Consider the following 22963-nt stretch of genomic DNA (forward strand, 5'->3'; position numbering starts at 1 on the left):
AAATATTTAATATGAAAAAAATAACCATCTATATAGCTTCTCTAATTTTTCTGTCTGCCACTATATCTTGCGATAATAATTTTGAAAACATCAATACCAATCCCAATAATCCGGAGAAAGTACCCGGTTACACTACATTTAGATACGGTAGCCGATATTTTATTGATAACACTCGAGATGAATGGGGATCCGGAAGAATGGTTCTTCCATGGATACAATATTGGTGTCAGGTAAATTATACGGAAGAAGATCGATATCAATATAGAGACGGAGCTAATCAAAGCTTGTGGAAAGATTATTATCGCGCTGCAGAAAATCTTAAAACCTCCATTGAATTAGTAGAAGCCGATCCGATAAGCAATGTGCAATTTGGTGCTATAAACAATCAAATAGCTGTCGCAAGAATAATGTTAAGTTATTTATTTATGCAACTTACAGATACCTACGGAAATGTTCCTTATTGGTCTTACGGGGGACAATCTAATCCAGATTTTCAGGCTTTACAGGTTGAAAAATATAAAACCCCTAAATTTGCTTCACAAATAACCATATATAAAGACATTTTAAAAGAATTAAAAGAAGCTTCCAGCCAACTTGATACCTCTGAAAAAGTTACAACAGGAGATCACATATATGAAGGTAAGGGAATAAAATGGAAAAAATTTGCTAATTCTTTACGTCTAAGATTAGCTAATCGTTTAAAAAACGTTTTACCTGAAGCATTAGCCGAAGCTAATGATGCAATTTCAATGGGTGTATTTACATCTAATGATGATAATGCAGTATTTGCGTATGGGAACACTACATCAGATGCAAATCCAATGTGGATAGCTTATTTTGTTAAAAATAGAACTGATTTTGCAGTCACAAATACTTTTATTGATTTATTAAAAGGAAAAACAGGTAATTTTTCTTCTGATCCAAGACTTTATAAATTCTCATCTCCTAAAAAAGCAAGTATAGACGATGTAAAAAATAATACGTATAAATCATCCACTAATTTGGATGATTATGAGGGAATGCCTTACGGTATAACAAGCGGAATGGCATCTGAAATTTTTACCTCCAGCACTATTTCTTTCCCTAGTTATGACGTTTTACATATTAACAGAGGTGAAGTACTTATGGAATATGCTGAAGTTGAATTTATATTATCCGAATTAAATAATTGGGATCAAATACATTATGAAAGTGGTGTAAAAGCTTCACTCGATAAGTGGAATGTATCTGCTGCAGATCAAACAGCCTTTTTAAGCATTTTGCCGCCAGCAAACGAAGAAAATGTACTTACACAAAAATATATTGCACTTTATATGCAACCCCATGAAGCATGGGCTGAATATAGAAGAACCGGGTATCCTAAAACTTTATTATTACCTGATCAATCGCATACTCTTCCAGCGTATAATACAACTCCTGAAGGTACTACCTATACTTTTAAGCCTTTAGTCATTAATGTGACTGATCTACCGTCACGTATTCCTTATCCTTCTCATCTTTCTACACAGAATTCAAAAAATTATTATGAAGCTGTTAAAGGATTGGGAGGACCTGATGATATGAAAACAAAATTAGTTTGGGATGTAAATTGATACTTAGTTAAAATTTCATATATGAATAACGCTCTGTTTAATTATAAACAGAGCGTTGTTATATTTATAAAGCAATTTTTAAAATTTAATATTCTACCAATAATTGAATATCCTGTGTATACTTTTTTAACTCGTCTAAACCTCCTAAAAAGGAAAGTCCCAATATAAAGCTAAATTGAGAGACTACTGCATCACAATTTTGCACTAATTTAGCACATGCAGAAGCTGTTCCTCCTGTTGCTAGAACGTCATCATGAATAAGAATTCTTTGTCCCGGCTTAATGTGTCCTTTTTTAACTTCAATAATTGCTGAACCATATTCTAAATCATATTCTTGGGAAATTATCGGAGGAGGCAATTTCCCTGCTTTACGTACCAATATAAACGGCAAACCAAGCTCCCTGGCAATTTGAACTCCAAATAAATACCCCCTACTCTCAATACCACAAACTGCATCAATTTTACCTCTACTTAAATCAGCAAAAGCTTTTACAATTTTGGTACACAAATCTGCATTTAAAAATATGGGAGAAATATCTTTATATTGAATGCCTTCTTTTGGAAAATCTTGAACTCTATCAATATGTAAATCTATTTCTTGGCCTAAACTTAATTCTTTCATTCAATTCATTTTTAATTTTACTTAAAATCTTATTTCCAAGTATCTTCTTTTATTTCTTTAGTTTCTGTATTTGTTATTAACCAATTATCTTTAACTTTTTTTAGTATAAAATTTTGAGTTAAAGTTTTTATTTTTCCATTAATGTCTTTGATCTGATATTGTACATTAACAGTTTGTTTATCATCATTTTTTTCTTCTAATTGTGCGTTTATTAAGTTAGTAGCAGCAATAGTTCCAAATCCATTGGTAGTAGACGAAAATTGATCTAAAGAAGTCCATTTAGGATTCTGTGCTAAATTATAAGCTTCGGAATATTGCTTATCACCAATTAATTGTATAAATTTTTTAACATTGTCCAACGCAACTTGTTTATTTATTTCATCCTCTATAGGAGTGGATGCATCTCTTGTTTTGGATAAATCTATAGGAATACCCGACAGTTTACCGTATAGGTATTTATCTTCGGCATTAATCTTTATTTCAACATCCAGGGAGGATGTCGCCAATTTTTTGTTATCAAACATGAAAAAAGGAATTTTAATACCTTTATTTAATGAGGGATCTCCCACTGCCGAAGAATTAATTTCTCTTTGGATTACATATACTATGGTACCATTGTTTATAAATGATATGGATAAAGTCAATGGTAAATCATCATAAAAAATTTCTGATCCTGAATCATCAATTAATTCGGGGTATAAATAAAATCCATCATTGATGGTTTCATCTTTGCTAATCGGAGAATAACGAATATTGATCCGTGTTGCTTTTTCTATTTGTTTTAGTTTTTGCTCAGCTTCTGTTAATGGCTTTAAATCATTATCGAAAACAGAAGGATCTACTGAGTTCATGGAAGTACTGGACCAAGGAATCTTGTTTTTCTTTGCTATATCCTCTGCAATATCGAAAATTTGTTCAGCATTTTTACCATTAAGTAATGAATAGAGTTGTTCCCATCTCTTATTTTCATCGGATCCTTCTGTTTTAAACTTATAAATCAGTTTAACCGCTTCTTGAATTTTATCCTGTTGTAGGATAGTCAATTTGGACGATATAGATTTTACACTTTTAGTAAAGGTTTCCTTTGATGTCCCGTCAATTACCTTATATTCTTTTTCACAAGAAGAACATAAGAAAATAAAGGTTAAACCTATCAAAAATATTTTTCTCATAAAAGTATGTTTGTCACAGGTAAAAATACATTAATTATTTTTAACGATATACCCCGATATTTTTAATGATGAAAGATTTTTATAAGTAATTAGTGCTTTGGTTTCATAATCTATGATATTCAATCCGGCATATTTGGCAATGGCGTGTCCACCGGCAATATCCCAAAAATTTATAGGACTTAATCGTGCATATTCGTTTGCTTTTCCTTCTGCTACCAGGCCAATTTTAATGGCGCTGCCCATCTGTAAAACAACAATTTCTGAATGTTGTAATTTTAAGTTTTTTATATACTCTTCATCCACATGACTATAGTGGGAACGACTTGTTAAAACGGTATATTTTTTTAAATCGGGTTTTAAAGGTAATGTAACGGATTGTTCCAGTAGTTTGTCAGTAAGATCATCTTCATTCAGTAACGCATATAAATCTTCATACTTTCCATTCCATTTATAGCTACCTAATCCTTCCGCAGCAAAATAAAACAATCCCATAGAGGGAGCAGCTAAAACTCCGAGCAAAGAAGTTTCGGGAGTCAGTAAGCCAATTGAAATACAATATTCTCCGGTTTTATTTACATATTCTTTAGTTCCGTCAATTGGATCTACACACCAATATTTTTCCCAACTTTCCATTACCTTTTCCGATTCGTGCTCGGTTTCCTCACTTAAAATAGGAATTGATGTTTGTTTTAAATAAGTGGTAATAATTTCATTTGACTTAAGATCACCCGTTGTTACGGGTGATTGGTCTTTTTTTAAGGAAACTGAAAAGCCGTCCTCATATATCTTATTGACTTCTTGAGAAGCTTCTATAGCAGCTTTTAGCGCTATATTAATTAGTTTTTTCATTAGTATGAATCATTTGTATTACCTTTTTGAGATAAGGCTTTTGCCGAAGAAGTTCCAATTCTTTTTACTCCCATTTCAATCATTTTCACTGCTTCATCATAAGTTCTAACTCCACCAGCTGCTTTTACCGGCAAGGGTTGAGAATATTTAAGCATAATTTCCATTGCATGGAACGTCGCTCCATTTGGTTTTCCCTCTTCTGCTTGGTAAAAACCGGTGGAAGATTTCACAAAAATGTTACCAAAATCATTCTTTTCAAAGTTTTCTTGAGCCCAGGTGGAAAAATAAGAGCAAATAGACTGGATTTGTTCGTCAGTTAATGCCGCAATCTCAATAATCCATTTAACCACTTTGGATGCTTTTAAACCTAATGACGTTCCGGTAATAAATTCTTGTTTAATTAAATCGATATCTCCCTTTTTAAAAGCCTCGTAGTTGATTACATAATCCAACTCATCCACTCCATCTTCAATAGCTTTCTGTGCCTCTGCGATTTTTTCAGTTAATGAATAGGTACCTTCATGAAACCCAATGACGGTTCCTACTTTTACCTCAGAATCAACTTTTTGAATCATTTCTTTCACTTTTTTAATGTATTCGGGACGAATCATTACTAAATAAAAATGATTTTCAATTGCTTCTTCAGTAAGTTTTTTAACTTCTTCCCAAGTTTGTTCTTCGGTTAATCCACTTTGAGAAGGTAGCTTAAGGTAAGTTGAATCTAAATACTTTGTTATATCCATTTATCTTATAATTTTTAATTGTGTTTTTAGGGTATAATTTGTCGTGAAATACTTTGTTCTAAAGAAATAATGGTTTCAGTCCTTTCAATTCCATTTATATTTTGTATCTCATTTCTTAAAACCGACATGAGATGATCATTATCTTTACATAATATTTTGATGAAAATAGCATAATTTCCTGTTGTAAAATGTGCTTCGATAATTTCAGGAATTTGCATCATGCTTTTAATGGCTTCTTTGTATTGAGCCGATTTTTCAAGAAAAATACCGACATAAGCGGTAGTTTTATATCCTAATAATTTATAATTTAAAGGGGTAACCGGATCTTCTATGATTTTTGCTGCTTCCAGTTTCTTAATTCGTTGATGAATTGCTGTGGATGAAACTCCTACCTGTTTTGCTATTGTTGAAACCGGTATTTTCGAATTCTCCATTAATGCTTTTAAAATGATTTTATCAATACCGTCTAATTCTACTGTATGTATATCTGATATTCTCATTATTCGGTAAAATTACAAATACTAAATTAATATTATACAATTTTATATTTTATCTTTTATATTTTTAACAATTACTACAAGATTTAAATTATTTTTACTTTTTGCCCTTGTATTTAAAAATAAGTACCTTTGGGATTAATAATTTTAAATAGCTGTACATGCAGGACAATATGCTTAATCATCCCGGATTAATTACCATATTCGCGGTTTCGATTATTATTATGCTACTTCTTGACTTAGGAATTCTCAATAAAAAATCTCATGCTGTTTCTAATAAGGAAGCTGCGATATGGTCGGTAGTTTGGATATCATTAGCCATGATTTTCAGTGGGATTATTTATTTTGTTTTTAAAGGGGCTGATGGATCAAAATTCGCCCTTGAAAAATTCTCTCAATTTCAATCTGCTTATTGGATAGAAAAAGCACTATCCGTTGACAATCTTTTTGTATTTATAATGGTCTTTGGATTTTTTAAAATTCCAAAAGAATATCAACATAAAATTTTATTTTGGGGTATTATTGGTGCCTTGGCTTTCCGTGCCGTATTTATTTTCTTAGGTGTAGAAATGATTAATAAAACCTATCTTCCTCCTTTTTCCATCGGAAATTTTCATTTTATTTTAGACCAACAAAGTGCGGAACATGCCGATTATAGTCAAATGCTGTTTTTCAGACCTAATATAATTTTAACTATTTTTGGATTCTTCCTTATTTATGCCGGTATCCATTCTTGGACATCCAAAGATGATAACAACTCCGACAAAAAAAATCTAAATGAGAGTTTCGGTGCTCGTTTTGTAAAACGATTTTTTAAAGTATCTGATGAATTAGACGGAAGTAAATTTTTTACAGTCAAAAATGGGATTAAAATGGCAACCCCTTTATTTACTGCTCTAGTTATCATTGAATTTACTGATTTAATTTTTGCCGTGGACTCCATACCTGCTATCTTCGCTATTGCACCTAATGATCCGTTTATATTATATACCTCTAATATATTTGCCATTTTAGGTTTGCGATCTCTTTACTTTTTACTGGCTAATTTTATGTATATGTTCAGTAAATTAAAATATGGATTGGCTGTGATCTTAAATTTTATAGGAGTTAAAATGTTGGTAGCTCCTTTTATACATATTTCATCTATAGTTTCTTTAGGAGTTGTGGCAGGAGTACTTGTAATTTCAGTATTGCTTTCATTAACTTTTCCTGAAAAAAAAGAAAAAAATGTTTAATAATTTAAAATAAAAATTAGAATTTACAATGAATAAACCTATTTCGGAATTTATTGAAAAATATTTTTTACATTTCAATTCTGCAACCTTAGTAGATGCTGCTAAAGGTTATGTAGCTCATCTTAAAGATGGGGGTAAGATGATGATTACTATGGGAGGTGCCATGAGTACCGCTGAATTAGGAAAAATTTTGGCTGAGATGATTCGCCAAGATAAGGTATCCATTATTTCTTGTACGGGAGCTAATTTAGAGGAAGACATCATGAATTTGGTGGCTCATTCCCACTACAAAAGAATTCCTGAATATCGCGACCTAACTCCTCAACAAGAATGGGAATTACTTGAAAATCATTTAAATCGCGTTACAGATACGTGTATTCCGGAAGAAGAAGCTTTTCGACGTATCCAACAACATATTGAAAAAATATGGAAAGATGCAGACGATAAAGGAGAAAGATATTTCCCTCATGAATATATGTATCAAATGCTTCGTTCGGGAGTATTGGAACAATATTACGAAATAGACCCTAAAGATAGTTGGATGTTGGCCGCTGCTGAAAAAAATTTACCTATTGTAGTTCCGGGTTGGGAAGACAGTACTATGGGTAATATTTTTGCTGCTAATGTGATTAAAGGAAATTTGAAAGCTTCAACCATGAAAAGCGGTATTGAATATATGATATATTTAACCGAATGGTATCGAAACAATTCTGAAGGTAAAGGTGTAGGATTTTTCCAAATAGCCGGAGGAATATCCGGAGATTTTCCTATTTGTGTAGTTCCTATGATGTATCAAGATTTAGAGTGGGAAGATGTTCCGTTTTGGAGCTATTTCTGTCAGATATCCGACTCAACCACCAGCTATGGCTCTTATTCGGGGGCTGTTCCCAATGAAAAAATAACCTGGGGAAAGTTAGATATTGATACTCCTAAATTTATTATTGAGAGTGATGCAACTATTGTAGCTCCGTTAGTCTTTGCTTATATTCTAGAAATGTAGTAAGATAAAATTATTAATTTACACTATAAAAAAGTTCGGAATTTTAGTTCCGAACTTCTTTTTAATACTATCTTAAAAGATTACGATACCATTCCCAAAGAACTATTCCGGCACAAACACTTACATTTAAAGAATGTTTTGTTCCTGATTGAGGGATCTCAATAAAAATATCAATTAAATGGAGAATTGAATCACTGATCCCTTCAACTTCATTTCCGAAAATTAAAACATACTTTTGCTCCTTGTTTATAGGATAATCTTGTAATAAAATGCTTCCTTTCACTTGTTCTACTCCTACAATAATATGCCCTTCGTTTTTTAAGTTAGTTATTAATTCACTTATATTTTCCTGATGCTCCCATTCAACGCTTTCCGTAGCTCCCAAGGCTGTTTTTTGGATTTCACGATGAGGAGGGCACGGCGTAATTCCGCATAAATAAATTTTCTCTATAGCAAAAGCATCTGAGGTTCTGAAAACTGATCCTACATTATGCATGGAACGAACTTGATCCAGCAATACTATCACGGGAATTTTCTCACTTTCTTTATAATCTTCAAGGGATTTTCTGTTTAACGATTCTAATTTTAATTTCTCTACTCTTTCCTGTTGCTGCATATTTTCAGTAATGTTGATTGATTTTTAGAAGTTACATATATTTTTTTACCTTTTCCTTACTACCGGTAAAATTTCATTTTTCGATAATGCGTATTTTTCCATTTCACTTTCGGGTAAAGTTTCATAATACTTTACTTGCTCTACTTGAAACCCTGCGTTTTCTAAACGTTCAAAATAATCCAACCCATACCATCTCACATGATCATATTGTCCGAAATGTTTTTTTCTTTCTTCTTTGTCTGTGATCGAAAAATCTTCGTACGTTTTATTATATCCATATCTCATGGGCACTTGAAAAATTCCCCATCCTCCCGGTTTCATCACCCTGTATAATTCTGACATTGCTTTACGATCATCTTCTATATGTTCCAAAACATGATTGCAAAAAATCACATCAAATTCATTATCTTTAAAAGGCAGGTTCAAAATATCCGCTTTAACATCTACAATAGGAGAATAAAGATCAGCGGTTATATAGTCTAAATTTTTTAATTTTTTAAACCTTTTTAGGAAGCATTGCTCCGGAGCAATACTTAAAACTTTTAAATTAGCTGAAAAAAAATCAGTATCTTTTAGCAAATACAACCACATTAGCCTATGTCTTTCTAGAGATAATGTCCCCGGTGCTAAAGCATTATTTCTAGGTTTACCGTAACCGTACGGCAAAAATTTTCGGTATTTTTTACCGTCTATTGGGTCTACAAATTGATCTCCTTTGTAAAACCACGCAAAAAAAGGAGCAAAGAAATAGCTGAATTTAATAAGAATCGGTCTGGGTATTAAATTCAAAAAAAACTTAAATACTTGCTTCATTAACTAAATTAATCCTGCGCGGGTTGGTATAAAAATTCATCTTCTTCAATGGAAGCAATGCCTAAAGCATCATATATGTATTTATAGGTAGAGAGTAATTTAGGCTCTCCATTTACTACTGCAACATCGTGTTCAAAATGACAAGAAGGTTTGTTATCCCGCGTGGTTACTGTCCATCCATCGTTATGGAATTTAACTTTATAAGTACCTAAATTGACCATCGGTTCAATTGCTAATACTAATCCTTCTTCTATTTTCGGACCATTGCCTTTTCTTCCATAATTAGGAACTTGCGGATCTTCATGCATTTCTTTACCTAAACCATGACCTACTAATTCGCGTACTACTCCATATCCTGCATTTTCACAAATTAATTGAATCGCAAAACTTATGTCCCCTATTCTATTTCCTGCTTTGCATTTTTTTATTCCTGCATATAAGCTTTGTTTAGTAATTCGCATCATTTTATCAACTTCAGGATCAATGCTTCCTACAGAAAATGTATACGCTTGATCTCCGTAAAATCCATTTTTTAATGCTCCACAATCAATGGAAATTATATCTCCATCTTCGAGCGGTTTATTATTAGGTATACCGTGAACCACTTGTTCATTAGGAGACATACATAATGTATTAGGAAAGTCATACAATCCTAAAAAACCGGGAATAGCACCGTGATCTCGTATATATTCTTCAGCAATTTTATCTAAGTATATGGTAGTCACTCCGGGTTTAACTTCTTTAGCCAGTACTCCCAAAGTTTTAGAAACTAATTGAGCGCTTTCGTACATCAATTCAATTTCTTCTTTTGTTTTTAATTGTATCATAATTTAAAAATTCTTGAAAAAAAACCTCTCTTATTTTTATGTTTTCTTTTTGAATAAACTAATATTTGTCTTCCCTCTACTCCAAATTCTATCTTTTCCTTTATAATTTCGTAAACTTCTCCCCAACCGGGAAATCCGCCTAAATTCCTGTCATCAATGAAATAGTCGGCATTTATTTTTCTACTCTGATTTTCACTTTCAAATATTTCCCCCTCAAAATTTGAATTAACTGAATAAAATTCAATTCCATTTTTTTTGCAAAATTCTATTGCTTCATTCAATCTATCTCCATATCTATAAGTCCACAAAATCAGTCTATAACCTTTTTTTTGAAGTCTTTTCATAGTTTCAAAAGCAAAAATCATCGGTCTACCAATTTCTGGATATTTATCTTCTACAATTGTTCCATCAAAATCAATAGCTATTATTTTATTATTCATATAATTATACTACAAGTTAGTTCTGTTTACTCTTTTAAGTTTAGTGTTCAAATTACTGTTCTAAATTGTCATTAATTTTCCAAATTTACAAGTTTTTAATCAATAAATTTTATGTTATCCACTTGGATATTAGCCTGAAATAATTTAAGAAATCTTTTATAATAAATTCGGTTATAATTTTTATAATTTTTGGTATAATATTAGATGAGAAAATTTTTAGTTCTGAAATATTAATTAAAAAAATAAAGGTCTATGAAATTAAAACTTTTAGTTATGACTGCTTTTTGCATCTTACTTTCCAGCTGTGCATTAACTACTTCCTATGATTTTGACAAAACGGTTGATTTTTCAAATTATAAATCTTTTATCATTTATCAGCAGGGTATCGATAAATTAAAATTGAATGATATTGATAAAAGTCGTATCATCCGTGCTTTAGAGAATCAATTAAAAAGCAAGGGATTAACCGAAAGTGCCGACGGAGATTTGATCGTAAATGTTCTTGCTTCATCAAAAAAAGTTATTAACGTTGATAATGATCCTTATTGGAATGGTCCATGGGGATGGGGTTACTATTGGGCACCTTCCAGTACCGTTTATGAAACTCGTGAAGGTAAATTAACGTTTCATTTAGTGGATTCTAAAAAAAATATTCTAGTTTGGGAGGGTATGGTTGATGGTTTTGATGTTGGTAATATCAAAAATAAAGACGAACAAATAAATAAAGCCATTCAAAAAATATTTAATTATTATCCGCCTAAAAAGAAAAATAACTCATATTATTAAAAAGGATAAACTCATCTAAAGCCTCAAAATATAAATTTTGAGGCTTTAATTATTTATCTAACCTAAATTATTTTATTTTTACTAATAAATTATTTTTGAGATCTTTATCCAGAAATTAACATCCTTTGCTTAACGAGATCATCCTCTTAAATTTGTTGCAAAAAAATTTTTACTCTAAATTTATTAATGAGACTTTTTAGTAATTTAATCCATAAAACTTATGTAGGAAATTAAGTACCCTAATAAATTCCCCAAAAAATCTTTACTCTTTCAAGTTTTTAAATATTTACCCTATCTGCCAAAGTGACATAATGAATGAAAAATGGTTTATCTAAGTCAATAGGGATATGAAAACCTCTCACTATAAGTAAGAACGCTACACTTATTGCCACAAAATTTAGTACAATATTGATGCTTTACCGTAACAATTGTAAAACTTCTTCCAAAGTATCGACTCATTATTTGATCATAATTTCTTTAAAAAAATATACTTCTTAGGATTTACTATGTTTTTCATTTACTATTTATTTTAATTATAAATGAGATAATTTTAAACTAGCTAAATTATTATTTTTTTATGAACATTTGTAAAAACTTTTCAATATTTAAACAAGAATTAAAAGATATTTATACTTTTGCACTTGATATCATTTCCCTTATTTAAAAATTCAAAAAAGCCGGAATGAATTTTAACACATTTTTTCGTAAAAAAAATATTTCTGATTTACAGGATACAACACAAAAATCTGAATTAAGCAGAGTATTGACTGTAAAGGATTTAACTTTTTTTGGAATTGCTGCGATTATAGGCGCCGGCATTTTCAGTACCATCGGAAGAGCCTCTTATGAAGGAGGACCCGCCATTTCATTACTTTTTATCTTAGTGGCTGTTGCTTGTATTTTTACCGCATTATGTTATGCGCAATTTGCTTCTATGATTCCGGTGAGCGGCAGCGCTTATACTTATGCTTATGTTTCTTTAGGTGAAATATTTGCTTGGACTATCGGGTGGGCTTTAATACTTGAATATGCTGTATCAAACATGGTGATCGCAATCTCTTGGTCGGGATATTTTGTCTCTATGTTGCAAGGTTTTGGCATTCATTGGCCTGATTGGCTTTCCATTGATTATTGGAATGCTCACAGAGCTTATCTTGAATATCTGGCACATCCTCAAAGTCTATCCCAAAATGATCTTAGATTATCGGAAATATATCAATCTGCTCCGGAAATAGCCAACATAAAAATAATATTTAATTTACCGGCGGGATTAATTACTTTATTAGTTACCACCCTGGCGTACGTAGGAATTAAAGAATCTACCCGTGTAAGTAATGCTTTAGTTTGGATTAAATTATCTGTAATCATAGGCATTATTTTAATTGGTGTATTTTATATAAAACCGGATAATTGGTCGCCTTTCTTTCCTAATGGTTTAGGAGGAGTTATGGGAGGAGTGGCTGCCGTATTTTTTTCTTTTATCGGGTTTGATTCTATATCGACTACAGCTGAAGAAGCTAAAAATCCACAAAGGGATTTGCCTCGCGCCATGCTATATTGTATTATAATTTGTACCGTTTTATATGCTTCAATTGCATTAATTTTAACCGGTATGGTTAATTATAAAGAATTACGCGTTGATGATCCGTTGGCGTATGTTTTCAATAAAATAGGAATAAATTTTATAGCCGGAATCATTTCCGTAAGTGCGGTAATCGCCATGACAGGAGCTATTCTTGTTTACCAGATCGGACAACCGAGAATATGGATGACCATGAGTCGAGACGGTTTATTGTGGAAGCCTTTTGGTACTATTCATAAAAAATATCATACCCCCGGATTTGCAACTATTATTGCCGGTTTCTTTGTGGGAATACCTGCTATGTTCCTGGATATGCAGTTGGTTGTGGATTTGACAAGTGTGGGAACTTTTTTCGCTTTTATTTTAGTTTGTTCCGGAGTTTTATATTTAGATAACAAAGGTCTTTCTCATCAAGCAAAATTTAAATTAATTTATATCAACGGTCAATATTTAATTCCTTTATCTTTTTGTTTGGCAATCATTTTGTTCTTAACCCAAACCAATTATAAGGAAATACTTGCTGATAAACCTTTATTAGCTATTTTTTGGATTATCTGGTTCGGTTTATCTTTAGGTGCATTCAAATATAAATTTTCGCTAATACCTATTCTCGGTATTTTGTTTAATTTATATTTAATGACGGAATTAGGATGGTCTAATTGGGGAATGTTTATATTATGGCTACTGATCGGATTATCAATTTACTTCTTATATGGAAGGAAAAACAGTAAACTCGAAAAATTAATTCAAACTTCTCATAATCATTAATTATTTTAAATTATTTATACTATAGTAATTTTATCTTCAAATAGTTTTGTATTAAATTAATTACATTAATCTTAAATATTTTCATTTTCATAAATTATTGCGTCTTTCCAATATAAATTTTGGATACAAACAATTAAAATATGCTAAAAGATATTTTTATTTCAATTAACTATATATAATTATCCATCAATACTTTAGAAAATAAAGTTTCTTTTAATTTCAATATTTATTTTATTTCTTTCATATGAATCTAAAAATAATCATGACGAAAAAAAATAAACTTATTATCTTTGCAAACGCTAATTAGCTTGAAAGTAAATTTTTTCTTGCTCAATAAATATAATTAAGTATTATGAATCAGAACTTAATAAATTTTTTTCCAAAAGAAAATGAAATTCCTGAACATTTTCGACTTCAAAACGAAATCTCTCAGAAAAGAGTATTGATCGATGGAGAATTTATTGAATGGGAAGGTCCATTTCAAGAAGTTTATTCTCCTATTTATACCCGATCAAACTCTACAGATGAGTTAGTACAAACTAAATTAGGGAGCTATCCAATCTGTACTTCTAAAGAAGCTGAAAAAGCCTTACAGGCTGCTTTAAAAGCTTTTAACGGAGGAAGAGGAGAATGGCCGTCTATGTCTGTTTCTCAAAGAATCTCTGCGATGGAAAATTTCATCGTTAAAATGGTTGAGCAAAGAGAAAAAGTAGTAAAATTACTAGTTTGGGAAATTTGTAAAAGCTATAAAGACTCCGAAAAAGAATTCGACAGAACGGTTGATGCAATAAAATGTTCTATTGAAGCTCTGAAAGAATTAGATATAAATTCATCTCGTACAAAAACAGATGAAGGGGTAGTTGCTCAGGTTAAAAAATCTCCTTACGGAGTTGTCCTTTGTATGGGTCCTTACAATTATCCGTTAAATGAGACTTTTGCGACTTTGATACCTGCTTTATTAATGGGTAACACCGTATTGTTCAAACCACCGCGTCGTGGTACATTATTGTTTGAACCTTTATTAAATGCATTTAAAGAATGTTTTCCTGCAGGGGTTATCAATACTTTATACGGTAGAGGTAAAGATGTTATACCTACTTTAATGCAATCAGGTAAAATTAATGTATTGGCTTTTATCGGTTCCAGCAAAGTGGTAAACGGAATGATTAAAGAACATCCTAATGCAAACAGTCTTCACTCTGTATTAGGATTAGACGCCAAAAATGCAGCTATTATCGACAAAACTGCTGATATCGATTTAGCGGTCAAAGAAGCTATTTTGGGTACTTTTTCTTTCAACGGACAAAGATGTACAGCTTTAAAAATACTATTTGTACACTCTTCAATTGCTGATGAATTTAATAAAAAATTCACTGAGGAAATATCTAAATTGAAAGTGGGAATGCCATGGGAAGATAATGTAACCATTACTCCGCTAGCTGAACCGGACAAACCTCAATATGTTCAAAAATGTATTGATGAAGCTTTAGAAAACAACGGTGAAATTATTAATAAAGAAAATGGAGGAGGACAAATTTTAAATTCATTAGTTAGCCCAACTATAATTTATCCGGCTAATGAGAAAATGAATCTATTATATAATAATGAGCAATTTGCTCCTATCATCCCGATAGTTCCTTTTGACGATCTTGAATCTCCGATTAGCTATATTACCAATTCAACTAAAGGACAACAAGCAGCTATCTTCAGTAATGATGAAGATACTGTATCTTATCTTGTTGATGCCCTATGTTGTCAAGTAGGTAGAATCAACATTAATGCTCAATGTCAACGTGGACCTGATACGCTTCCTTTTAACGGTAGAAAAAATTCAGCTTTAGGTACTCTATCAACCATTGATGCTTTATATGCCTTATCTATCGACTCTGTTGTAGCTACCAAGGATACTAAATCAAATGACAATTTGATTGACTCTGTTATAAAGAGTGGTAAATCTTCAAGATTAAGCTAATTTGAGGTTTTTTATCTTATAATATCAATTATTTTATAAAATGGAACCATCTATCTTCGTATAGATGGTTTTATTTTTTTTAAATATGCTAAGCTTTATTAAAAAGGAAAATTCATACATTCAAAAATTTATATCATTAATCGATCATTTCCTCTTACCTCTTATTATCTTTTCAAATGCGGGACTCCGTTTTAGTTAACAATATTTTTTATTCTGTTAAATTTATAATAAGTTTAGAAAAAGTTTTCAATAGTGAAGTTAAAATGCATATATCAGATAAATATATGACAAAGTGTACTTTGGTTTAGAATTTGTACCGATACATTATACACGAAATTTCCACGAATATAAAAAATTTGACTTACACTATATGGCATATATTGATTATTATAAAGTTTTAGGATTAAGTAAAAATGCTTCTCAGGATGATATCAAAAAGGCATACCGAAAATTAGCCCGAAAGTACCATCCGGATTTAAATCCTAATGATAAAGAAGCTAATGTAAAATTTCAGCAGATTAATGAAGCTAATGAAGTTTTGGGCGATCCCGAAAAACGTAAGAAGTATGATCAATACGGCGAAAATTGGAAACATGCAGAACAATTTGAACAAGCACGTCAACAACAAGGAGGCGGTGGCGGTCAATACTATTATGACAATTCCGGTAACCCTTTTGAAGGATTTTCCCAAGGTTTTGGTACGGAAGGTTTTTCTGATTTTTTTAGTGATCTTTTTGGTGGAAGAACCGGTAGAACCCATCGAAGAAGTTCTCAATTTAAAGGGCAAGATTATACCACAGAGTTACGTCTTTCCTTGCGAGACGCAGCCAACACACATAAACAGACTCTTAACGTCAACGGTAAACAAATACGTATTACCATTCCTGCAGGCATCTCTAATGGTCAGCAAATAAAATTGAAAGGTCAAGGGGGCCCAGGTGCAAACGGAGGTCCCAACGGTGATTTATATATTACTTTCAATCTTTTGGAAGATCCTAAATTTAAAAGATTACATTATGATTTAACCACTACTGCAGAAGTAGACCTTTATACAGCTGTTTTAGGGGGAGAAATAACCGTTGATACTCTGGATGGTAAAGTTAAACTCAAAGTGAGTCCGGGTACACAAAATGGAACTAAAGTGCGATTGAAAGGTAAAGGATTTCCTGTGTATAAAAAAGAAGGAGAACATGGAGATTTATTCGTGATTTACCAAGTAAAAATACCTACTCATCTTTCTGAAAAGCAAAAAAATTTATTTAAACAATTAGCAGAATCATAAAATTATCTGATACATGAAAAATGATTTGATAACTATAGAAGAATATTCCATACATTATAATGTAGATGTATCATTTATTGAGGATTTAGAAAATTTGGGTATTATCCATACCGTTCAAAAGGAGGAAATAAAATACATTACTTTTAATATTCTTTCCGAGTTGGAATCTTATTCCAGAATGTTTTATGACATGGATATAAACCTTGCAGGAATTGATGCTGTAAAAAATTTACTTTTTAAAATACGTAAACTCCAACTTGAGATGACCGAACTTAAAAACAAGCTTAAATTTTATGAATAAATAAAAATATTCTGTTATTTAAACATTTAATTTAGCTTTATTAATATAATAGCCATACATTTTAAAAATGTATGGCTATTAAGATATATGTATAAACTTTATAAAAAATTCTTAAAAACTACTCCTCCTTGTATCCATCTACCCGGCATGGGTACCAAATTTGATTCAGTATATTTAGTATTGAGAATATTGGTCATTTGGATGTATAACTGTAAGTTATTGGTTTGATACATAAGACGATCATCCAATAAATGGTAATCATCTAAGTTTACTCTGTCATTGTATCTATAAATTATTTGATTGGATATATTCTTGAAGAGTTTATGCTCTACTTTTACAACCAACTGATGTCTTAAATTATCTAATGAATATCTAGAGTACGCTCGGTCAGAATATTTTAAATTTTTATCCAAATAGGTATAACCTAAATTGATTGATTTTATGAAGAGTGCCGTAAAAGAATAATTAAAATCAACTTCTACACCATCCGTATTTATTCTTGAAATATTTTCGGGCTTCCATTTACCTTCTTCACTATCTTTTTTCCAATCTATACTTTTTCTTGATTCCCTTCTAAAAAAGCTGATGGTAGTTTTTATGTTTTTATGATTCAATCGATATCCCAATTCATAAGACAAAGCATTCTCCGGTTTTAAATTGGAATTTCCTTCGGTGACCGGGTCTGTATAATTAAGATCTGTATACGTAGGAACTCTATAGGTTTTTCCTAAATTAGCAAATAATTTATTTTGTTGGTTTATACTGTATCCAATATCAATTCCCGGATACCAAAAATTCCCAAAATCCGAATAGTCGGAAAAGCTAATTCCCGGAGTAATATCCAATCTGTTTTTAAAAAACATAAATCGATGTTCCAAAAATGCAAAATAAACTGTACGATGATTTTTTCCTAAATTATTGGAAGATAAATATTCCTTTCTAAAGTCCAATCCAACGCCGGTGATTCCTAAAGAAGATGAATAGTTTGTATTGACTTCGATTCCTGCATTATTACCTATATGAAGGTTTCTATATTTTGAGGGATTATGTCTTTCGAAAATATATTCGTCTTGAGACCATCTCCAATATGCATTGGATTCCCATTTGAATTTACCTGATTTTTGATTCCAACCAATGCTAACCATAGAAGTTTGAATTGCTTCATACTGATCTTTTGCTAAAGGGGAGGAATAAAATCCGTTGGCTCCAAATTTTTTATCAATAAATCCTCCTTGTAAACGAAGTTCTCCCCCGTTTAATTTATACTGATTCTGATACCATACATTTTTAACTTGATAGTCTGTATTGTAACGATATCCATCAGATTGTGAAGTTTCTGCTTGAATAAAGTGAGAAAACTTTTTTCCTGAAACATTTAATGAAGCACCTAAAGATGTCGTATTAAAATCACCTAAAGATCCTGAAATTGTTATATCATTCTTGGTAGACGGACGAGTAACAATATTAATAGCACCGGCATATGCATTTTGTCCAAAACGACGAGCTGCAGGACCTTTAACTATTTCAATTCGTTCAATGGATGCTAAATCTAACGGAAGATTCATGGTATTATGTCCGGTTTGGCTATCATTCATGCGTATTCCATTGATAAGAATTAATACTTGTTCAAAAGAACTTCCTCTTATACTAACATCGGCTTGTACTCCATGCGCTCCTCTTTGTCTTATATCTATTCCTGAATAATAAGAAAGAACTTCTTCAATACTGGAGGCAGGCATAGCTTTGATTTGTTCTTTCGTAATTATTTGAACATCTTGTGAAGTTTTATTATAAGGTAAGGAAAGTGTTTTCCCTTGAATTACAACTCCTTCAAGTTCTTTACTCTCCTGCGCAACCAGTACTAAACATATAAACAAGGCAATAATTGAATAAAATAGTTTCATAATTCTATTGTTCACAGCAAATTTTCGCAGTAGTTAGTTAAAATTTATTTTTATACTAGTTAGTTTATACAAAAGTAGTAACTTTCCGGATGATTAAACTATACCAGTTTTATTATTATGACTAGTCCGGATTTACTACCTTATTATAGCTTGATACATATCGACCGAAACGCTAAAGTTTCTGTATATCTACAAATTACCACTCAGATCATCAATGCTATTCAAAGAGGTTATTTAAGTATAGGTATGAGACTTCCCGGAACGCGTATTTTAAGTAATCTTATTCAAGTAAATCGCAACACGATCGTTAAAGTATATGATGAATTGCATGCACAAGGATGGATTGAAGTACATCCCAATAAGGGCAGTTTTATCATTCAAAAAGACAATGTGACTAATAAAAAAATTAAATCCATATCTAAAGATTCTCTGACTCATTATCCTTCTAAAACGGGATTTTCATATAGAACTTCCAATTTATTGGATAACCCTTTTGAATCTTCAACTTGCTCATGGATGTTAAACGATGGTGGACCCGATACTCGACTTTTACAAATGAATACCTTGTCGAGCCTCTATTCATCGAACCTTAAAAGAAAAAGACATTTTACTAAAGGAAATAATGAAGTTACTGAAAAAAGTGAATATCTAAAAAAAAACTTATCTAATTTTTTAAATCTATCTCGGGGATTACATATTTCACCAAAAAATCTTCTTATCACGCGAAGCATCGAAATGGGAGGTTATATAGCAGCAGAATTACTTATTACCCCAAAGGATATTGTATTGGTCGGAGAACCTAGTTATTTTCTGATCAATATGATTCTGCAAAAAGTTGGTGCAGATATAATAACCATCCCGGTTGATGAAGAAGGCATTTCTCCGGATGCTGTTAAAAAAATTTGTCAAAAAAGAAAGATTCGTATGTTATATATAACTCCACACCATCATTATCCAACAACGGTTTCTTTAAGTGTAAAACGTCGTATGGAATTATTGGAATTATCTCAACAGTATGGATTCATTATTTTAGAGGATGATTATGATTATGATTTTCATTACGAAAACAATCGGATTCTGCCTCTTGCCAGTGCAGATACCTCGGGAATGGTCGTTTATATCGGTTCGTTTGGAAGATCTTTAGCCCCGGGATTCCGTAAAGGCTTTGTGATCGCTCCTGAGAATTTAATTTTAGAAATGCAAAAATTATCAAACATGCTTGACAGGCAAGGAGATATTTTTATGGAATATGCTTTGGGCGAACTTATTGAAGAAGGCGAATTTAACAGACACCTGAGACGAACCTCTGCTATTTATAAAGAAAGAAGAAATTTTCTGGCATCTTTATTAAACACTCATTTGAAGGATTATTTAAATTTTTCTTTGCCAACCGGTGGATTGGCTTTTTGGACACAATGGAATTCATCGGTAAATTTGATGAAATTACGAGAGTATTGTCTAAAGGAAGATTTGCTCATTCCTAAGTCCTTGCTTTATCAAACGCACAATTTATCTGCTATGAGATTGGGATTTGGAAGTTTTACCACAGAAGAAATGGAGGAAATCATCTATAAAATCAAATCAGCTTTATCCCGTTTAGAAAAAAAATAGATCCATTATCCAAAATTAATCAATCATTTAATAAAATATTTATAAAAATTATATTAGATCGTAACGACATTTTTCAACGTTACTACTTTTCGTTTTGAAATTTTAAAACCGACAGTCTATAAGTAAAATTTGAAGTTTTTAAGTTGATTTTTGAATCAATTAGATAATAGTACAATTACTCAGTTACTCAGCTTGGCTCTGAAATGGGTGTAATATATAAACACTAGAAACCCAATGAATGTTAATACAACACCCGGGAAAGCACTATATTCATAGGGATAATTTTTACTGATAGGAATACCTCCTAAATAAGCGCCTAAAGCATTTCCTATGTTAAAAGCTACCTGTGCCATTGCAGAACCTAACATCTCTCCTCCTCTTGAGTTATGCAACAATAAAATTTGTTGAGGAGCTGATACGGCAAAAAGACAACCTGTGCAAAGGAACATAAGTAGTAACGAAAGGATTTGAGATTTGCTGAAAAAAAAGAAAAATAATAAGGATAGCATTGCCAACCCTTGGGTAACTGTAGCTACCTTTTGCGGAGAATATTTATCCGATAATTTTCCACTCAACAGATTTCCAACTACCATTCCCAAACCTGCAAACATCATTACTCCTGTCATAGATTCTTCTGAAAAGCCAACCGAATGGGTCATAATTGGATTTATATAACTATACCAACAAAATATACCTCCATTTCCTACAATGGTTGTTACAACAATCAGCCACGGATTCAAGTTCTTCAAAAAATGAAATTGATCTTTAAATCTAGTATAGGGAAGCGGTTTCAATTCAGGAACAAATTTTTTAATGGATATGAAAATTATGATTCCTAATAAAGCTATAAGAAAGTATGTAATTTTCCACGAAAAATGATGGCTTATGAATGTACCCAAGGGAACCCCTAAGAGGTTAGCAATCGTCATTCCTGAAATCATTCCCGAAACGGCAGAAGTTCCTTTTCCCTTAGGTGCCAGTTTACTGGCAACAATGGAACCGACACCAAAATAAGCGCCGTGTGGAAGACCAGAAATAAATCTGAACAATACATTCAATTCATAATACGAAGTCAAAGAAAAAAATAAATTACCTAATATGAAGATTAAAATAAGAATCAACAATATTCTCTTTAAGGGAAGTTTACCGGATATTAAAACCAGTAAGGGGGCTCCAATAGCTACCCCGAGAGCATATGCCGATATAAAATGCCCTGCTTTTGGTATGCTTATAGACATATCTCGTGCAATATCCGGAAGTATGCCCATCATGCCAAATTCAGACATTCCCAATCCTAAAGTACCTAAAGCTAACGCTATGGTAGATTTTTTCATATTTTTTAACTGCCTATTTACTAAACAAAATTATAGGAAATTATTCCTTATTCCGCAGTTTCCGGCAAAAAAATATTTATCGTATATTTGATTAAATTATAATACAGCAATCATGAATATAACAGATATTTCAGGAACAACTACTCTTTCCAACGGTGTAAAAATGCCTTATTTGGGTTTAGGCGTGTATAAAGCTGACGGAGGGCAAGAAGTAATCACTGCTATACATGATGCCTTAGATGCAGGATATCGTCATATTGATACGGCTGCTTATTATTATAATGAAGAAGGAGTTGGAAAAGCCATCCAATCTGCTTCAATTCCTCGTGAAGAAATTTTTGTAACTACCAAAATATGGTTCAGTAGACAAAGATATGAGGACACTTTTAAAGCATTTGATGAATCTATGGAAAAACTTGGTCTTGATTATCTTGATCTATATTTAATCCATTGGCCTCATCCGGATTTCTATTTGGAAGCATGGAAAGCAATGGAAGAATTATATAAGGCGGGTAGAATACGTGCAATAGGTTTATGTAATTCTTTGCAGCATCATATCCAAAAAATCATAGATTTGGGACAAACCGTTCCTATGGTTAATCAAATGGAATTCCACCCCAATTTAGTACAACAGGATTTATTGGATTTTTGCAAAAAAAATCAAATTCAATACGAAGCTTGGTCTCCTTTAAAAAGAGGGGCTTTGTTTAACGATCCTTTACTTTTAGAATTAGCTCATAAGTATAATAAAAATGTAGCACAAATTATTATTCGATGGGATTTGCAAAAAGGGGTAGTTACTATTCCGAAAAGTACAAAAAAAGAAAGAATAATTTCCAATGCTGATGTTTTCGATTTTCATTTAAGTGATGAAGATGTAAAAAAAATAGATTCTTTAGATTCCAATGATCGAACCGGAGCTCATCCCGATCATTTTTTAGAATATTTTGCTAAAAAGGGAATCAAATAATCCAACTATCATATAACTCATTTTTTAAAAAACGATTCATTTAAACT

Annotated in this window: 21 protein-coding genes; 10 read left to right on the plus strand and 11 right to left on the minus strand. The window is 31.8% G+C overall.

Going from position 1 to position 22963, the window contains the following annotated elements; genetic code table 11:
- Positions 1 to 11 precede the first annotated feature (11 nt).
- The gene (locus GYM72_RS07075; protein WP_220263913.1) at positions 12 to 1592 is read left to right on the plus strand and encodes a SusD/RagB family nutrient-binding outer membrane lipoprotein; all 1581 of its coding nucleotides are present in this window, start codon (positions 12 to 14) and stop codon (positions 1590 to 1592) included.
- 85 nt (positions 1593 to 1677) lie between these two features.
- On the opposite strand, the gene GYM72_RS07080 is transcribed toward GYM72_RS07075, so the two are convergent.
- The 5 genes from GYM72_RS07080 to GYM72_RS07100 are packed head-to-tail and all read right to left on the minus strand — an operon-like array spanning position 1678 to position 5478.
- The gene (locus GYM72_RS07080) at positions 1678 to 2214 is read right to left on the minus strand and encodes an adenine phosphoribosyltransferase (RefSeq protein WP_220263914.1); all 537 of its coding nucleotides are present in this window, start codon (positions 2212 to 2214) and stop codon (positions 1678 to 1680) included.
- A gap of 29 nt (positions 2215 to 2243) precedes the next feature.
- Positions 2244 to 3386 (minus strand): hypothetical protein, encoded by a 1143-nt coding sequence (locus tag GYM72_RS07085; RefSeq protein WP_220263915.1) that lies wholly within the window; start codon positions 3384 to 3386, stop codon positions 2244 to 2246.
- 30 nt (positions 3387 to 3416) lie between these two features.
- Complete coding sequence (locus GYM72_RS07090) at positions 3417 to 4235, minus strand: 3'(2'),5'-bisphosphate nucleotidase CysQ (protein ID WP_220263916.1); 819 nt, start codon at positions 4233 to 4235, stop codon at positions 3417 to 3419.
- Positions 4235 to 4978, minus strand: a complete 744-nt coding sequence (gene deoC / locus GYM72_RS07095) for a deoxyribose-phosphate aldolase (protein WP_220263917.1) — start codon at positions 4976 to 4978, stop codon at positions 4235 to 4237. The genes GYM72_RS07090 and deoC overlap by 1 nt, the downstream gene beginning before the upstream one ends.
- Before the next feature lie 26 nt (positions 4979 to 5004).
- On the minus strand, positions 5005 to 5478 hold the full coding sequence (locus tag GYM72_RS07100) for an Lrp/AsnC ligand binding domain-containing protein (protein ID WP_220263918.1): 474 nt from the start codon (positions 5476 to 5478) through the stop codon (positions 5005 to 5007).
- Between the two features lie 158 nt (positions 5479 to 5636).
- Here GYM72_RS07100 and GYM72_RS07105 point away from each other — a divergent pair, with 158 nt between their 5' ends.
- Together GYM72_RS07105 and GYM72_RS07110 are read left to right on the plus strand one after the other, a co-directional pair.
- Positions 5637 to 6710, plus strand: coding sequence for a hypothetical protein (locus GYM72_RS07105; protein WP_220263919.1), 1074 nt, complete (start codon positions 5637 to 5639; stop codon positions 6708 to 6710).
- 28 nt (positions 6711 to 6738) lie between these two features.
- A complete protein-coding gene (locus GYM72_RS07110; RefSeq protein ID WP_105298079.1) occupies positions 6739 to 7710 on the plus strand; it encodes a deoxyhypusine synthase family protein in 972 nt (323 codons plus the stop codon).
- Between the two features lie 67 nt (positions 7711 to 7777).
- On the opposite strand, the gene GYM72_RS07115 is transcribed toward GYM72_RS07110, so the two are convergent.
- Genes GYM72_RS07115 through GYM72_RS07130 form a run of 4 tightly spaced genes read right to left on the minus strand, consistent with a single transcriptional unit; the run spans position 7778 to position 10406 of the window.
- Positions 7778 to 8326: an RNA methyltransferase gene (locus GYM72_RS07115; RefSeq protein ID WP_220263920.1), complete on the minus strand. Its 549-nt coding sequence runs from the start codon at positions 8324 to 8326 to the stop codon at positions 7778 to 7780.
- A 45-nt stretch (positions 8327 to 8371) separates the two neighbouring features.
- Positions 8372 to 9139, minus strand: coding sequence for a methyltransferase domain-containing protein (locus GYM72_RS07120; protein ID WP_220263921.1), 768 nt, complete (start codon positions 9137 to 9139; stop codon positions 8372 to 8374).
- Between the two features lie 8 nt (positions 9140 to 9147).
- A complete protein-coding gene (gene map / locus GYM72_RS07125) occupies positions 9148 to 9966 on the minus strand; it encodes a type I methionyl aminopeptidase (RefSeq protein WP_220263922.1) in 819 nt (272 codons plus the stop codon).
- Complete coding sequence (locus GYM72_RS07130) at positions 9963 to 10406, minus strand: BT0820 family HAD-type phosphatase (RefSeq protein ID WP_160557107.1); 444 nt, start codon at positions 10404 to 10406, stop codon at positions 9963 to 9965. The genes map and GYM72_RS07130 overlap by 4 nt, the downstream gene beginning before the upstream one ends.
- Before the next feature lie 252 nt (positions 10407 to 10658).
- Here GYM72_RS07130 and GYM72_RS07135 point away from each other — a divergent pair, with 252 nt between their 5' ends.
- The 5 genes from GYM72_RS07135 to GYM72_RS07155 all read left to right on the plus strand — a co-directional run bounded on the left by GYM72_RS07135 (position 10659) and on the right by GYM72_RS07155 (position 17097).
- Entirely contained in the window at positions 10659 to 11192 is a 534-nt protein-coding gene (locus GYM72_RS07135; protein WP_220263923.1) for a DUF4136 domain-containing protein, read from the plus strand.
- Between the two features lie 682 nt (positions 11193 to 11874).
- Complete coding sequence (locus GYM72_RS07140; protein ID WP_160541899.1) at positions 11875 to 13542, plus strand: amino acid permease; 1668 nt, start codon at positions 11875 to 11877, stop codon at positions 13540 to 13542.
- A 352-nt stretch (positions 13543 to 13894) separates the two neighbouring features.
- Positions 13895 to 15514 carry an aldehyde dehydrogenase family protein gene (locus GYM72_RS07145; RefSeq protein WP_220263924.1) on the plus strand — a complete coding sequence of 540 codons (1620 nt, stop codon included), beginning with the start codon at positions 13895 to 13897 and terminating at the stop codon, positions 15512 to 15514.
- Between the two features lie 370 nt (positions 15515 to 15884).
- On the plus strand, positions 15885 to 16796 hold the full coding sequence (locus GYM72_RS07150) for a DnaJ C-terminal domain-containing protein (protein WP_220263925.1): 912 nt from the start codon (positions 15885 to 15887) through the stop codon (positions 16794 to 16796).
- A gap of 13 nt (positions 16797 to 16809) precedes the next feature.
- Positions 16810 to 17097: a chaperone modulator CbpM gene (locus GYM72_RS07155; RefSeq protein ID WP_220263926.1), complete on the plus strand. Its 288-nt coding sequence runs from the start codon at positions 16810 to 16812 to the stop codon at positions 17095 to 17097.
- 98 nt (positions 17098 to 17195) lie between these two features.
- On the opposite strand, the gene GYM72_RS07160 is transcribed toward GYM72_RS07155, so the two are convergent.
- Positions 17196 to 19001, minus strand: a complete 1806-nt coding sequence (locus GYM72_RS07160) for a TonB-dependent siderophore receptor (RefSeq protein ID WP_220263927.1) — start codon at positions 18999 to 19001, stop codon at positions 17196 to 17198.
- 117 nt (positions 19002 to 19118) lie between these two features.
- On the opposite strand from GYM72_RS07160, the gene GYM72_RS07165 reads away from it, so the two are divergent.
- Complete coding sequence (locus tag GYM72_RS07165) at positions 19119 to 20612, plus strand: PLP-dependent aminotransferase family protein (protein ID WP_220263928.1); 1494 nt, start codon at positions 19119 to 19121, stop codon at positions 20610 to 20612.
- A gap of 179 nt (positions 20613 to 20791) precedes the next feature.
- Here the strand turns inward: GYM72_RS07165 and araJ are convergent, their stop codons facing one another.
- Complete coding sequence (gene araJ, locus GYM72_RS07170; protein WP_220263929.1) at positions 20792 to 21946, minus strand: MFS transporter AraJ; 1155 nt, start codon at positions 21944 to 21946, stop codon at positions 20792 to 20794.
- A 112-nt stretch (positions 21947 to 22058) separates the two neighbouring features.
- Here araJ and GYM72_RS07175 point away from each other — a divergent pair, with 112 nt between their 5' ends.
- Positions 22059 to 22916, plus strand: a complete 858-nt coding sequence (locus GYM72_RS07175; RefSeq protein WP_160541893.1) for an aldo/keto reductase — start codon at positions 22059 to 22061, stop codon at positions 22914 to 22916.
- Positions 22917 to 22963 lie beyond the last annotated feature (47 nt).

This window comes from Apibacter sp. ESL0404 (genome assembly GCF_019469245.1).
GTDB lineage: Bacteria > Bacteroidota > Bacteroidia > Flavobacteriales > Weeksellaceae > Apibacter.